This is a genomic window from Saccharothrix sp., assembly GCF_031180885.1.
Classification (GTDB): Bacteria; Actinomycetota; Actinomycetes; order Mycobacteriales; family Pseudonocardiaceae; genus Actinosynnema.
The window spans coordinates 79,501-93,393 of sequence record NZ_JAPSLK010000011.1; the positions used below are offsets into that span (position 1 = coordinate 79,501).

Genomic DNA, 13,893 nt, shown 5'->3' on the forward strand with positions numbered 1-13,893 from the left:
CGCGTCGATGATACCTGCCGGTGAGCTGAAATCCATTCGCATGCGCGCGAAGCGAACCGCTTCGGCAATTCCGCACGCCCATGACTGTCCCTGCCACGCTCGGGAGAATTGATGACGCGAACTCCTGCTTCCGTGCTCGCCGGTCCGACCCGGGCGGTGCCCGCCGTCGGCTGGTGGGAGTTGTTCGAATGCCGGGCCCAGGCACGGCCCCGCGACGTGGCGCTGGTGGCAGACGGCGTCGGGTGGACCTTCCGCGACCTCGACCGGTGGGCCGACCGCGTCGCCCGCCGCCTGCGCGACGCCGGGGCGCGGCCCGGCGCGGTGGTCGCGTGCGCGGTGCCGAGGTCGGCGGGGGCGGTGGTGGCGCTGCTCGCCGTGGCGAAGACCGGTGCCGCCGCCCTGCCGCTGGACCCGGCGCTGCCTGCGCGGCGGCGGGAGGCGATCCTGGCCGACGCCGACCCGGTGGTCGTGCTGACCGACCTCGACACCGACCTCGACACCGGCCTCCAGACCGGACTTGACCTCGGCACCGGCACCGGCCTCGATCTCGGCACCGTTCTCGACGCCGGCCGTGACGGTCGGCCGTTGGGGCGGCAGGAAGAGAGGCCTGCCTACGTCATCTACACGTCCGGCTCCACCGGCACCCCCAAAGGCGTGGTCGTCGGCAACGCGAGCCTGGTCAACCTCCACGGCGAGCTGAAGGCCCGGCACTTCCCGCCGCACCGCCGGGTCAAGGTCGCCCACGGGCTGCCGTTCGGCTTCGACGCGGCGTTCGACCCGCTGTTGTGGATGGTCGGCGGGCACGAGGTGCACCTGGTCCCCGACGACGTGCGCACCGACCCCGACCGGTACGTCCGCTTCGTCGCCGACCACCGGATCGACGTGGTGGAGACCGTGCCCGCGCACGTGGTGGCGCTGGTCGACGCCGGGTTGCTCCACCACCCGCCCGAACTGCTGTTCCTCGGCGGTGAGGCCATCGGCCAGGAGTTGTGGACGCGGCTGCGCGACACCCCGGGGCTGCGCGCGGTGAACCTCTACGGGCCGACCGAGTGCACGGTGTTCGCCACGTCGTGCCGCCTCGACGAGTGCGAGGCGCCCGCGATCGGGCGGCCCGTCGCCAACACCGTGGTCGAGGTCGTGGACGACCGGTCGCGGCCGGTGCCCGTCGGGCAGCCCGGCGAACTGGTGATCGGCGGGCGGTGCGTCGCCTTGGGCTACCTCCACGGCGAGCGGTTCGACGGCTGGTTCCACACCGGCGACATCGGCCGGCTGCGGCCGGACGGGCGACTGGAGTGGTTGGGGCGCAAGGACGGCCAGGTCAAGATCCGCGGCCACCGGGTGGAGCCCGGCGAGGCCGAGCACGCCCTGCTCGCGCTGCCGACCGTGCGCCAGGCGGTGGTGCGCGCCGAGGGCGAGGGCCTGGACGTGCGGCTCGTCGCCTACGTCGTGCCCGCGCCCGGCGCCGACCTCTCCGACGTCCGGGACCGGCTGCGCGAGGTGCTGCCGGACTACCTCGTGCCCTCGGTCGTCGCGCTGGACCGGATGCCCGTCGGCCCGACCGGCAAGGTCGACCGGCGCGGGATGTCCTCGGCGCAGCGGTTGGTCGCGGACCTGTTCCGGGCGGTGCTCGGCGACGTCCGCGGGGTGACGCCGACCAGCGACTTCCTCGACCTCGGCGGGCACAGCCTGGCCGCCGCCGCCCTCGCGGCCCGGCTGCGCGTGGTGGGCGTGCCGTGTTCGACGCGGGACGTGCTGACCCTGCGCACCGTGGCCCGGCTCGCCGGGCTGGTGACCGCGCACCCGGGGAAGGAGTGAGTGGCGTGGACTACGACGTGATCGTGGTCGGCGGCGGGCCGGGCGGGGCGACGGCGGCGACGCTGACCACCATGGACGGTCACCGCGTTCTCTTGCTGGACAAGGAGTTCTTCCCGCGCTACCAGATCGGCGAGTCGCTGCTGCCCTCGACCGTGCACGGCATCTGCCCGATGCTCGGGCTGCGCGGGGAGATCGAGCGCGCCGGGTTCGTGCGCAAGCGCGGCGGGACGTTCCGGTGGGGCGCCAACCCCGAGCCGTGGACCTTCGCGTTCGCCGCGTCCGACCGCATGGCCGGGCCGTGCTCGTACGCCTACCAGGTCGAGCGGACCCGGTTCGACGAGTTGCTGCTGGACAACGCCCGGCGGCACGGCGTGGACGTGCGGCAGGGGCACCGGGCGGTCGGGGTGGTCCGGGACGGGGGTCGGATCGCGGGCGTGCGGTACGTGGACGACGCCGGTGCGGAACGGGTCGCCACGGCCCGGTTCGTGGTCGACGCCTCGGGGCACACCAGCAGGCTGCACCACGACGTCGGCGGCCGGCGCGAGTACTCGCCGGTGTTCCGGAACCTGGCGCTGTTCGGGTACTTCGAGGGCGGGCACCGGATGCCCGCGCCGAACTCCGGCAACATCCTGTGCGTCGCGTTCCCCTCGGGCTGGTTCTGGTACATCCCGCTGTCGGATTCGCTGACCAGCGTCGGCGCGGTGGTCCGGCGGGAGTCCGCCGCGAAGGTGCAGGGCGATCCGGAGGCCGCGTACGCGGCGCTGATCGCCGAGTGCCCGATGATCGCGGGGTTCCTGCGCGGCGCGCGGCGGGCGACCCGGTCGCCGTACGACAAGCTGCGGGTGCGCAAGGACTACTCCTACGACCGCACCCGGTTGTGGGCGCCGGGCATGGCGCTGGTCGGGGACGCGGCGTGCTTCATCGACCCCGTGTTCTCCTCCGGGGTGCACCTGGCCACCTACAGCGCGCTGCTCGCCGCGCGGTCGATCAACAGCGTGTTCGCCGGCATGGACGAGGACCGGTGCTTCGGCGAGTTCGAGGCCCGCTACCGGCGGGAGTTCGGGTTGTTCCGGGACTTCCTGATCGCGTTCTACGGGCTGCACGTCGACGAGGGCTCCTACTTCTGGCAGGCCCGGCGGATCAGCGCGCAGCGCGGCGGGCGGCTGGAGGCGTTCGTGAACCTCGTGGGCGGGGTGAGCGGCGCGGACTTCGCGCGCCTGGACCCGGGGGTGGCGGGGTCGGGGGTGGCGGGCTCGGAGGAGCGGGACTCGGAGGAGCGGGACTCGGGGGTGCTGGGCTCGGGGGTGCTGGGCGAGTTGATCGCCGAAGGGGTGAACCTCCAGTTGCGGGGGCTGTTGGGCGGTGGTGCCGAGCCGCCGATGTTCCCCGGTGGCCTGTCGGCGTCCGTCGACGGTCGGCGCTGGGTGGTGCCGGCGGCGGCCGGTGCGATCCCGTGATCGCGACCGCGCTGGGCGCGATCGCCGTGCTGCTCGGGCTGCTCGGGCTGGCCCGGGTGTTCGGGGCGGCGGCGGTCCGGCTCGGGCAGCCGGCGGTGGTGGGGGAGATCGCGTGCGGCGTGCTGCTCGGGGTGGTGCTCGCGGCGGGGGACGTCGAGGTGCCGGCGCGGGTGGGGACCACGGTGGACGCCGTCGCGCAGCTCGGGCTGGTGCTGTTCCTGTTCTGCGTGGGCGCGCGGCTGGCGCCGGGGGTCGGCGCACCGGGGCGGGAGGTGGTCGCCGTGCTGCCGCTCGCCGCGGGCGCCACCGTCGTGCCGTTCGCGCTGGGCGCGGCGCTGGCGGTGTGGCCGGCCGCGCGGCACGCCCCGGCGGGCACGGGCGTGTTCGTGCTGTTCGTCGGCGCGGCCGTGGCGGTGACCGCGCTCCCCGTGCTGGCCCGCGTCCTCGCCGAGCGCGACCTGCTCGACCGGCCCGAGGGGCGGCGGGCGCTGGTCGCGGCGGCGATGGCCGACGCCGCCGCGTGGCTGGCGCTCGCCGTGGTCGTCGGCGGGTCGGGGGGCGCGTCGTGGGTGCTCGTGGCCGCGTTCGCCGCGGTGCTGCCGGCGCTGTCCCGGTTGCCGCGGCGCACGCCGGTGGCGGTGTTGGCCGTGATCGCGTGCGGGGCGGCGGCGGTCACCGAGGCGGCCGGGCCGCACGCCGCCATCGGCGCGTTCCTGGCCGGGTTCGCGGTCGGGCGCGGCGGCGCCGAGGCACTGGCCCCGGTCGCCGGGCTGCTCGTGCCGCTGTACTTCGTCCGGGTCGGCCACCGGGTCGACTTCGCGCTGCTGGACCCGTTGCTGGTGCTGGAGACCGCGGCCGTCATCGTCGTCGCGGTGGTGGGCAAGCTCGGCGGCGGCTACCTCGGCGCGCGGCTCGCCGGGCACCCGCGCCACGACGCCGCCGTGTTCGGCGTGCTGATGAACACGCGCGGCGTCACCGAGATCGTCTTCGTCACCATCGGGCTGGAGCTCGGCGTCATCGACGGCGCCTTCCACACCGCCCTGGTCGCCATGGCGCTGGTCACCACGGCCATGACCGGACCGCTGCTCAACCGCCTGCGCGTCACCACACCGGAAAGGGGTGTCCACCCATGACGACCTACGAGCCCGAGCCGTGGCGGATCAAGATGGTCGAGCCGATCCGCGCCACCACCCGCGCGCACCGGGAGCGGGCGATCCGCGCGGCGGGCTGGAACCCCTGCCTGCTGCGCGCCGAGGACGTCCACATCGACCTGTTCACCGACTCCGGCACCAACGCCATGTCCGACCGCCAGTGGTCGGCGCTGATGCGCGGCGACGAGGCGTACGCCGGGGCGCGCAGCTTCTACGTGCTGGAGCAGGCGGTCCGGGAGCACTACGGCTACCCGCACGTCGTGCCCGTGCACCAGGGACGCGGCGGCGAGGCGATCCTGTCCCGCTGCCTGCTCGGCCCCGGCACCCACGTGCCCGGCAACATGTACTTCCCGACCACCCGCGCGCACCAGGAGCTCAACGGCGCGACGTTCCACGACGTGATCGTGGACGAGGCCCACGACCCGGTCTCCGAGCACCCGTTCAAGGGCGACGTCGACCTCGACAAGCTCCGCGCGCTGGTCGAGGAGGTCGGCGCGGACGCGATCCCGTGCGTGTCGGTCGCCGCGACCGTGAACATGGCCGGCGGCCAGCCGATCAGCGTCGGCAACCTCACCGCGGTGTGCGAGCTGGCGCACGCGCACGGCATCCCGGTCTTCCTCGACGCCGCGCGGGCGGTGGAGAACGCGTGGTTCGTCAAGCAGCGCGAACCCGGCTGGGGCGACAAGTCGGTCGCCGAGATCCTGCACGCGCTGTGCGCGCCCACGGACGGCGCGGTCGTGTCGGCGAAGAAGGACGGGCTGGCCAACATCGGCGGCTGGGTCGGCCTGCGGGACGCGGACCTGGCCGACCGGGTGCGCGCCGAGGCGTTGCTGTACGAGGGTTTGCACACCTACGGCGGCATGGCGGGCCGTGACATGGAGGCCATCGCGCAGGGCATCGCCGAGTCCGTGGACGAGGAGCACATCCGGTCCCGCGTGGCGCAGGTGGAGTACCTGGGTGCACGCCTGCGGAACGCCGGGGTGCCCGTGGTGCGCCCGTTCGGGGGCCACTGCGTGTGCGTGGACGCCGCCGCGACCCTGCCGCACATCCCGCGCGGGCAGTTCCCCGGCCAGACCCTGGCCGCCGCGCTGTACGTGGTCGGCGGCGTGCGGGGCGTCGAGCGGGGCGGCGTGTCCGCGGGCCGGGACCCGCGCACCGGCGACAACCGGACACCGGCCCTGGAACTCCTGCGCCTGGCCGTCCCCCGCCGCGTCTACACCCGCTGCCACATCGACCACGTGGCCGACAGCGTCATCAAGGTGCACCAGGAGCGCGAGGAGATCACCAGCGGCTTGGTGTTCAGCCACGAACCCCCCGTGCTCCGCTTCTTCCAGGCGCGGTTCGCCCCGGCCGGCGGGGAGTCCATCTTCGGGCGATCGTGACGGGAGGACCGCGCGGTGTGGGCCACCGGGTGGTGGCCCACACCGGCCTGTTCACCAGAAGTGCGCGACGTCGACCACCAGCCGGTTGGGCAGCGTGAACGCGCGGAACGGCAGCCGTGCGCGTGTGCCGAGCCCGACCGTCGTCCGCCCCTCGAACGACCCGGCCCACGCGACCTGCCGGAACGTCTGGTACCCGGTCACGTTCACGAGTTCGTCGCGGTTGGTGAACGTGTAGGTCGGGTTGCCCCACTGGTCGTAGGCGGGTGAGATCGCGGTGATCCGCAGCTTCGCCCCGCCCCGGAGGGGCACGAGTCTCCCCGAGCCGTCCTCGTACACCTGGTCGACGTACTGCACGTGGTAGCCGTCGCTGTTGCCGCGGAAGTCGAACACCAGCCGGTCGTAGCAGTCGTGCCTGCCGGCGCGCAGACCGATCATCTCCCCGGTCACGGTGGACGTCGCCGATTTGGGCAGCGATCCCCACGTGATGCCGCAGTACGGCGCCGCCGAGGCCGTCGCGGGCACGACCAGGGCCGCCGCGACCAAGGTCGCCACTACCAGGACTGCTTTGCGCAGCATCTTCGTCTCCCTTCACTTATAGAGCCGAGCACCTCGGCTCTATAAGGAGTGACGTCTGTCACAGGGGGAGGTTGCCTGCCGATGTCGGTCCCAGTGCGGTGCTCCGCCGCCGGCTCGCCCCGATCGTGCCGCTGGTCGCCGCGCGGTCACCATGGCCTCACGCCCTCGGCGGATGGCTGCTTGGGGCGGGCGGACCGCGTTACGCGGTGGTGGGCAGCTCGGGGAGCGTCACCGGTGCGCCGTCGTGCTCGCCGCCCCTGCAGGTCGCCCCGGTGCCGTCCTCGTCGGGCAGCGGCAGGCCACCGCCCAGGAGGCACTGCACGAGGGTGACCTCGTCGGGCTCCGCCGCGGCCGTCCCGGCGCTCGCCGCGACCACACCCACCGCCAGTGCGGCCGTGGTCAGCAGAGCTGTCCCGAATCGCTTCACGATTGCCTCCTCCTGCGCTGCTCGTCAGCCTGCTTCTCTGCTACCACGGGCCGGACACCGCTGCTCGCGGTCTCACCCCCCGAACGACGACGTGTCCCTTTCGGGTTCACCGGGCACCGAGCGGGGGCTGGACGAAAAATCCTCGGCCGGGCGGCAACCTTCTGCGCCGGCGGCGGCAACTGGAGGGCAGATCCGAGGGTGACCACGTGGTGGTCGCTTGGGCGACTCCAGGAGTGCTGCTGATGAGTGAGACCCGGTCCGCGGGCGGCCGGCGCGGTGGTGTGGTGCCGCGTGAGGGGAAGCGTCACGGTGGGCGGTGGACGGTGTTCGCCGTGGTGATGGGAGCGGTGGCGCTTGGGAGTCCGTATCTGTTGTTCATGCGGGACGACGACCCGGACGCGGCGAAGGTGGACGCTTCCGCCTACTACCAATTGGTCTCCGAGCACAACGGCAACGCGCTCGACGTGGCCGGGGCGGACACCGCGGACGGGGTGAGGATCCAGCAGGAGAAGCTCACCAAAGGCGCGGCCAGCCAGCAGTGGCGGGTGAAGCCGGTGGAAGAGGGCTTCTACCAGTTGGTCAACCACAACAGTGGGAAGGTGTTGGGGGTACGCCCTGCCGCCTCGCCGGCCAACGTGGAGCAGCAGTCGGACACCGGTGCCATCACCCAGCAGTGGAAGATCACCGACGCCGGTGACGGGTCGGTGAAGATCGTGTCGCGGAGCAGCGGCATGGTGCTGTGCGTCAACGACGGGTCCGACGGCCAGGCTGTCGTCCAGACCGCCGACCGGGACAGTGCCGACCAGCGCTGGAAGTTGGCCAAGGCCGAAGTCGTCGCCACGCGCTCAAAGCCGGCCGTGGCGCAGCCGAAGCCCACCACCACCTCCGCCACGCCCGCCCCGACAGCACCGGTCAAGTCCGGCCCCTACACCTGGCGGAACGTCCAGATCGCGGGTGGCGGCTTCGTCACCGGGTTCGTCTTCAACCCCACCCGCCAGGGCCTGCTGTACGCGCGCACCGACATGGGCGGCGCGTACCGGTGGGACGGCGCCACCAACAAGTGGATCCCGCTGACCGACTGGGTCCCCGACTGGAACATGCTCGGCATCGAGAGCATCGCGACCGACCCGGTCGACCCCGACCGCCTCTACCTCGCCACCGGCACCTACACCAACGACTGGGCGGGCAACGGCGCGATCCTGCGCTCCACCGACCAGGGCCGCACCTTCCAGCGCACCGACCTGCCCTTCAAGCTCGGCGCCAACGAGGACGGCCGCTCCATGGGCGAGCGCCTCGCGATCGACCCCGCCAACCCCGCCACGCTGTACCTGGGCACCCGCAAGAACGGCCTGTGGCGCAGCACCGACCACGGCGTGACGTGGAACCAGGTGACCGGTTTCCCGGTCAAGGACGGCGCCGGCAGCGGCGTCGGCCTGTCCTTCGTGACCTTCGGGCCCGCCGGCAGCAAGACGATCTACGTGGGTGTCGCCGACAAGACCACCTCCCTCTACCGCTCCACCGACGGCGGCGGCACCTGGCAGGCCATCCCCGGCCAGCCCACGGGGCAGTTGCCGCACCACGGCGTCCTGTCCGGTGACGGTTCGCTGTACGTGACCTACACCGACGCCCCCGGCCCGAACGGGGTGAAGGCCGGTTCGGTGTGGAAGTACAGCGGGTCCTGGAAGGACATCTCGCCGATCCCCGGCAACGGCTTCGGCTTCGCCGGGCTGGCGGTGGACCCGCAGCGCCCGTCCACGGTGATGGTCACGACGCTCGACCGCTGGTGGCCCTCGGACGAGTTGTTCCGCTCCACCGACGGCGGCGCGACCTGGAACGCCCTCGGGGACAAGGCCGTCCGGGACGCCTCCGCGGCACCGTACGTCGGCACCGGCATCGGGCACTGGATGGGCGCGCTGGCCATTGACCCCTTCGACTCCGGGCACGTCCTCTACGGCACCGGATCGGGGCTCTGGGCCAGCAACGACGTCACCGCGGCCGACAGCGGCGGCCCGACGCACTGGACGGTCCCGGTGAAGGGACTGGAGGAGACCGCGGTCCTCGGCCTGGTCGCGCCGCCCGGCGGCAAGCTGATCAGCGCGCTCGGCGACGTCGGCGGGTTCCGCCACGAGGACCTGGACCGGGTGCCGGCCGCCGCGATCTCCGGACCGCGCTTCACCAACACCACCGGCATCGACTTCGCGCAGGCCAAGCCCAACGTCGTGGTGCGCGTCGGCTACAGCAACGAAGAACGCGGCGCCTACTCCACCGATGGCGGGGCCACCTGGGAACCGTTCGCCGGTGCTCCGGTGAGCGCCGCGGGTGGTGGCTCGGTCGCGATCTCGGCGGACGGCACCACCGTGGTGTGGACCGCGTCGGGCCAGGTCCCGTACGCCTCCACGGACCAGGGCAAGACGTGGAAGGCGTCCACGGGTCTGCCCACGGGCACGGCCGTCGTGGCCGACCGCGCCACGCCGGGCACGTTCTACGCGCTCAGCGACGGCAAGTTGTTCGCCAGCACGGACGGAGGCCGCAGCTTCACCGCGCGCGCGAGTGGGCTCGGCGGGGGACGCCTCAAGGCGGCTCCGGGCAACGCGGGCGACCTGTGGATCGCGGACGGCGGCAGCCTGTCGCACTCCACCGATGGCGGGGCGAGCTTCCGGAAGCTGGACGGCGTGCAGCGGGCCGAGTCGGTCGGCTTCGGCAAGGCCGCCCCGGGCACCCGGTACCACGCGCTCTACCTCATCGGCACGGTCAACGGCGTCACCGGGATCTTCCGCTCCATTGACGGCGGCGCGGCCTGGGTGCGGATCAACGACGACCGGAACCAGTTCGGCGGGAGCGCGGCCGGCGTGATCACGGGGGACCTCGAGGTCTACGGCCGGGTCTACCTGGGCACCAACGGTCGGGGCGTGCTGTACGGTGACCCGTCCTGACCACTCGGAGCACGCGGAAAGGACAGCCGGCGGACATGCTCGCTGATGACACGTCGGCGGAGTTCCACGCGTTCTTCGACCGGCACTACGCCGAGCTGTCGCGGCTGTCCTACCTGCTGACCGGCGAGGCGGACGCGGCCGACGACCTGGCCGCGGACGCCCTGGTCGCCCTGTGGCAGCGCTGGGACCGGCTGCGCGACGCCGAGCACCCGCTGGCCTACGCCCGCGGGGTGGTCGCGAACCTGGCCCGGGAACGCATCCGCAGCGCGACCCGCGAGCGCCGCCGGATCGCGTTGTTCTGGTCGCACCGGCCGCAGCAGGCGCACGGCCCGGACGTCGCCGCCGTGGTGGACGTCCGGGCCGCCCTGGACCGGTTGCCGTTCCGCAAGCGGGCCTGCGTGGTGCTCCGGCACGCCTTCGACCTGTCGGAGAAGGACACCGCGCTGGCGCTGGGCATCTCGGTCGGCGCGGTGAAGAGCCAGACCTCGAAGGGGCTGGCGGAGTTGGAACGCCTGCTCGGTGCGCGAGCGGCGCAGGACGTGGCGGCGGGGAGGGGGATCCGGTGAACGACGAGATCAGCAGGCGGTTGCGCGAGGCCGCCGAGGCCCACCAGCCCGATCGCGGCCGGATGCTGGCCCGCGTGCAGCGCGGCCTGGCCGGCGCCACCGTCCGCCGGACCCCGGGCATCGCGCGGTCGTGGCCGCGGGTGGCGTTCGCGGGCGTCGCGGCGGCGGGTGCCCTGGCGATCGCCGGCGTGGCCGTCGCCGCGATCGTCGTCGCGCCGGAGCGCCCGGACACCGCGATCAGCGCCACCACCCCGGCCCCGAGCACGACCACCCGCACCACCGAGGCCCCGACCCCGCCGCAACAGGGTCAACCGGAGCACACCGCGAGCCGTTCGAGCGACCCGACCCCGACCTCACCCGAGAACCGGGCGTCGGACGGGCCGCTGGCGGCGGAGGGGTCGATCGACCCGCACAGCCACGCCTACTGGAGCCAGAGCCGGCTGATCCTCAAGACCACCCAGCCGCTCACGGCGCTCACCGTGGAACTGCGCATCAGCCAGACCGGCGGCGTGCAGACCACGGGCCAGTGGCAGACCGGTCCCGCCGACGACTTCACCATCACCGTCCAGGAGGTCGACGGCACGCTGGTCTACCGCTGGGTCCTCAAGCCGGACCGCACGGTGCCGGCCGGAGAACACGCGTTCGCCGCCCAGTACAACCACCAGAGCGGTCCCCGTGACGCCCACGCCGACCGCTACGAAGCGCAATCCGGCACCCACACGGTCCGGGGCACCTTCACGGCCGTGAAGTGAGGGTCCTCAGCGCCGGGCGGGGTCCTCGAAGATGACGTGCTGTGTGGGTGAGGCGTCGCTGAGTGCCCACAGGGCGATGCCGTTGGCCGTCACGACCACGGCGGAGGCGAGGACGGCGACCACGAGCCGGCGGCGGCGTTCCTTGCGCCGCCACCGGGCGCGGACCTGGCGGTAGGCGTCGGGGGAGGTGGTGACCTCGTCGGCCGCGGACCGCAGCGCGTCCGCGAGCCGCTGTTCGCTATTGCCCACCGTCGGCCTCCAGCACCGCGCCCAGCTTCGCCATGCCCCGCGCGGTGTGGGCCTTCACCGCGCCGGCGCTGATCCCCATCGCCTCGGCGATCTCCGCCTCCTTCAGCCCGAGCCAGTACCGCAGCACGAGCGCTTCCCGCTGGCGGGCGGGCAGCTCGCGCAGCGCGTCGAGCAGAGCGCGCTGGTCGTCCCGGACCAGGGCCTGCGCCTCGGCCGAGTCGACGTCCTCGCGCACCCACTCCACGTGCTTGCGCACCACCTGGAGGTGGCGCACCCGCATGCGGACCAGGTTCACGATGACCGCTCGCAAGTAGGGTAGCGCCGCTTGCGTCGAACGGAGCTTGCGCCAGTTGCGATGGAGCTCGCAGAACGCGTCCGCGACCACGTCCTCCGCCTCGGACTCCGCGCCCAGCAGCGTGGCCAGCCGGACCAGCTCCAGGTGGTGGCGGTGGAACACGTCGGACAGCGCGGCCTCCCGGTCGGCGTCGCGCGCCGCCAGGGTCTCCACGGTGTCGGGTTCGCGCTGGTCAGCCACTGCGGCGGACCCCGTCGACCAGGGCGCTGACCGCGACCGCGACGACCAGGTTGGCGGCCAGCGCGACCACCGCCGCGTACACCTGGAAGCCGCCGATCACCACCACGGCCGAGAACCCGCCGGAGGTCACCAGCAGCGTGCCCGACAGCATCCCCACCGCCCACCCGGCGAGCAGGCCGGGCGCGGACAGCAGCCGGGTCACCGGCCCGAGCGCCACCGCCGCGAACGTTTGCAGCACCCACACCCCGCCCAGCAGTTGGAGGTTGATCGTGTCCTGCGCGGGCAGCAGCACCGCGAAGCTCAGCGCGCCGAACTTGACCAGCAGCGACACCACCCGGGCGATCCCGTTCTGGGCCTTCGGGGTGGTGTTCGGGTTGACGTACTCGACGTAGACGTTGCGGGTGAACAGCATGGCCGCCGCGACGGACATGATCGACGCCGGCACCAGCGCCCCGATCGCCAGGGCGCCGAACACCAGCCCGGCCGCCCACCCCGGCATCAGCCGCTCGACCAGCATCGGCACGGCCAGTTCGGCCCGGCCCTGCCCGGTCACGATCCCCATCCCGTGCGCGGCCACGCCGAGCAGCGCGAACAAGCCGAGCACCGCGGTCCACCCGAGCAGCGCCATCGAGTTGCGCCGCAGCACCTGCTCGCCGCGCGCGGCGAACGCGGCGGTCAGCACGTGCGGGTACACCAGCAGCGCCAGCGCCGACCCGACCGCGAGGCTCACGTACGCGCTGGACAGGCCCGGGTCGAGGTGGGTGGTGACGACACCGCCGTCCACGCCCGCCACGACACCACCGGCCCGCCGCTCGGCCTCCCCGAACACGTCGCCCAGGTTGCCCAGCAGCACCATGACGACGACGATCGCCACGAAGATCAGCACGCCCTTGAGGAACGCGATCACCGCCGCCGCGCGGATGCCGTTGCGGTAGGTCGCGATCGCCAGCACCGCGAACACCAGCGTCAGCAGCAGGTCGCCGACCACGCCCGCCGGGTAGACGCCGAGCACGACGAGCACCGTGCGGATGCCGAGCAGCTGGAGCGCCACGTACGGCATCGTGACCAGGATGCCGGTCAGCGCGACCGCCAGCGCGAGCCCGGGGGAGTCGTACCGCACGCGGACCACGTCGGCGATCGTCACCGCGCCCACGTCCCGCGCCTCCCGCCACAGCTTCGGCAGCAGCCAGAACGCCAGCGGGTAGACGATGACCGTGTAGGGCAGCGCGAAGAACCCGATGGCGCCCTGCGCGTAGACCACGCCGGGCACCGCCAGGAACGTGTAGGCGGTGTAGATCGTGCCGCCCATCAGGAACCACGTCGTGACCGTGCCGAACCGGCGGCCGGCCACCGCCCACTCCGTGGGAGTGGGCAGCACGTCGGCGCGGCGGAACCGGCGGGCGGTCACGGCCAGTGCCGAGGCCAGCACGAGGACGGCCGCGAAGGACAGCAGCGCGGGCACGTCGAGTCCGGTCACAGCCGATCCTCCGGGGTCGCACGGCGCACGCGCCGAAACATACGCGACACGAATTTCGGCATGTGTGTAAACCGAACGATCCGGCTGCGCAACTCATGGGTGACGCAGGCCCACGAGCAGGAGGTGCGACGGTGCACCAGGCAGTACCCCGGCGGGTGGTGTGGTGACCTTCCGACTGGACACCTTGGCGCGCAACGCACTGCGCCCGGACGAGGTGGTGCTCGTCGACTGGCACGTGACCGGCTTGTGCTGCGCCGACTCCGGTGAGTTCTCGGTGCGCGCGCTGCGCCGGACCCGCCTGCCCGCCCGGGCGCGCCCCCTCGACGCCACCCCGTCCGGCGCCGTCTACGCCCACCCGACCGCCGCCGCCCACCTGGCCGGCCGCGACGTCGCGGTGAGCTGCCGACGGGTCGGCCCGATCCGCTGGTTCACCACCGACCTCCCACCCGACGCCGGCCTGCGCGCCTGCATGGGCCGACTACCACCCGCCTAGAAGTTCCCCTTCCCAGTCGACCGACTGTCGCTTGTGGACAGTCGGCGTAATGCCGCACGCCCTTTTCCGTCCCGTTGAAG

Annotated in this window: 13 protein-coding genes; 8 read left to right on the top strand and 5 right to left on the bottom strand. The window is 73.1% G+C overall.

The annotated features are described in order from the left end of the window. Positions 1-111 precede the first annotated feature (111 nt). The 4 genes from RIN75_RS16235 to RIN75_RS16250 are packed head-to-tail and all read left to right on the top strand — an operon-like array spanning position 112 to position 5,805. Positions 112-1,815 (top strand): amino acid adenylation domain-containing protein, encoded by a 1,704-nt coding sequence (locus tag RIN75_RS16235; RefSeq protein WP_309112759.1) that lies wholly within the window; start codon positions 112-114, stop codon positions 1,813-1,815. After that, positions 1,812-3,272: a tryptophan 7-halogenase gene (locus RIN75_RS16240; protein WP_309112760.1), complete on the top strand. Its 1,461-nt coding sequence runs from the start codon at positions 1,812-1,814 to the stop codon at positions 3,270-3,272. The genes RIN75_RS16235 and RIN75_RS16240 overlap by 4 nt, the downstream gene beginning before the upstream one ends. After that, a complete protein-coding gene (locus tag RIN75_RS16245; protein ID WP_309112761.1) occupies positions 3,269-4,405 on the top strand; it encodes a cation:proton antiporter in 1,137 nt (378 codons plus the stop codon). The genes RIN75_RS16240 and RIN75_RS16245 overlap by 4 nt, the downstream gene beginning before the upstream one ends. Next, the gene (locus tag RIN75_RS16250; RefSeq protein WP_309112762.1) at positions 4,402-5,805 is read left to right on the top strand and encodes a tryptophanase; all 1,404 of its coding nucleotides are present in this window, start codon (positions 4,402-4,404) and stop codon (positions 5,803-5,805) included. Before RIN75_RS16245 ends, RIN75_RS16250 begins: the two co-directional genes overlap by 4 nt. Positions 5,806-5,856: 51 nt before the next feature. Here RIN75_RS16250 and RIN75_RS16255 read toward each other — a convergent pair whose 3' ends face one another. Then, complete coding sequence (locus tag RIN75_RS16255) at positions 5,857-6,381, bottom strand: hypothetical protein (protein ID WP_309112763.1); 525 nt, start codon at positions 6,379-6,381, stop codon at positions 5,857-5,859. A 199-nt stretch (positions 6,382-6,580) separates the two neighbouring features. Further along, positions 6,581-6,808, bottom strand: a complete 228-nt coding sequence (locus tag RIN75_RS16260) for a hypothetical protein (protein WP_309112764.1) — start codon at positions 6,806-6,808, stop codon at positions 6,581-6,583. Positions 6,809-7,050: 242 nt separating this feature from the next. On the opposite strand from RIN75_RS16260, the gene RIN75_RS16265 reads away from it, so the two are divergent. From RIN75_RS16265 to RIN75_RS16275, 3 genes are read left to right on the top strand one after another with little or no spacing between them, the layout of a single operon-like run. Further along, positions 7,051-9,741 carry an RICIN domain-containing protein gene (locus RIN75_RS16265; protein WP_309112765.1) on the top strand — a complete coding sequence of 897 codons (2,691 nt, stop codon included), beginning with the start codon at positions 7,051-7,053 and terminating at the stop codon, positions 9,739-9,741. A 35-nt stretch (positions 9,742-9,776) separates the two neighbouring features. Beyond that, positions 9,777-10,307, top strand: coding sequence for a SigE family RNA polymerase sigma factor (locus RIN75_RS16270; protein WP_309112766.1), 531 nt, complete (start codon positions 9,777-9,779; stop codon positions 10,305-10,307). Beyond that, complete coding sequence (locus RIN75_RS16275) at positions 10,304-11,059, top strand: hypothetical protein (protein ID WP_309112767.1); 756 nt, start codon at positions 10,304-10,306, stop codon at positions 11,057-11,059. The genes RIN75_RS16270 and RIN75_RS16275 overlap by 4 nt, the downstream gene beginning before the upstream one ends. Before the next feature lie 6 nt (positions 11,060-11,065). Here the strand turns inward: RIN75_RS16275 and RIN75_RS16280 are convergent, their stop codons facing one another. Genes RIN75_RS16280 through RIN75_RS16290 form a run of 3 tightly spaced genes read right to left on the bottom strand, consistent with a single transcriptional unit; the run spans position 11,066 to position 13,320 of the window. Beyond that, positions 11,066-11,308: a hypothetical protein gene (locus RIN75_RS16280; protein ID WP_309112768.1), complete on the bottom strand. Its 243-nt coding sequence runs from the start codon at positions 11,306-11,308 to the stop codon at positions 11,066-11,068. Further along, entirely contained in the window at positions 11,298-11,843 is a 546-nt protein-coding gene (locus RIN75_RS16285; RefSeq protein ID WP_309112769.1) for a sigma-70 family RNA polymerase sigma factor, read from the bottom strand. The genes RIN75_RS16280 and RIN75_RS16285 overlap by 11 nt, the downstream gene beginning before the upstream one ends. After that, complete coding sequence (locus RIN75_RS16290; RefSeq protein WP_309112770.1) at positions 11,836-13,320, bottom strand: sodium:solute symporter; 1,485 nt, start codon at positions 13,318-13,320, stop codon at positions 11,836-11,838. Before RIN75_RS16290 ends, RIN75_RS16285 begins: the two co-directional genes overlap by 8 nt. 163 nt (positions 13,321-13,483) lie before the next feature. Between RIN75_RS16290 and RIN75_RS16295 the strand changes: the two genes are divergently transcribed. Continuing rightward, positions 13,484-13,813 (top strand): hypothetical protein, encoded by a 330-nt coding sequence (locus tag RIN75_RS16295; protein WP_309112771.1) that lies wholly within the window; start codon positions 13,484-13,486, stop codon positions 13,811-13,813. The last annotated feature ends 80 nt before the right edge of the window (positions 13,814-13,893 follow it).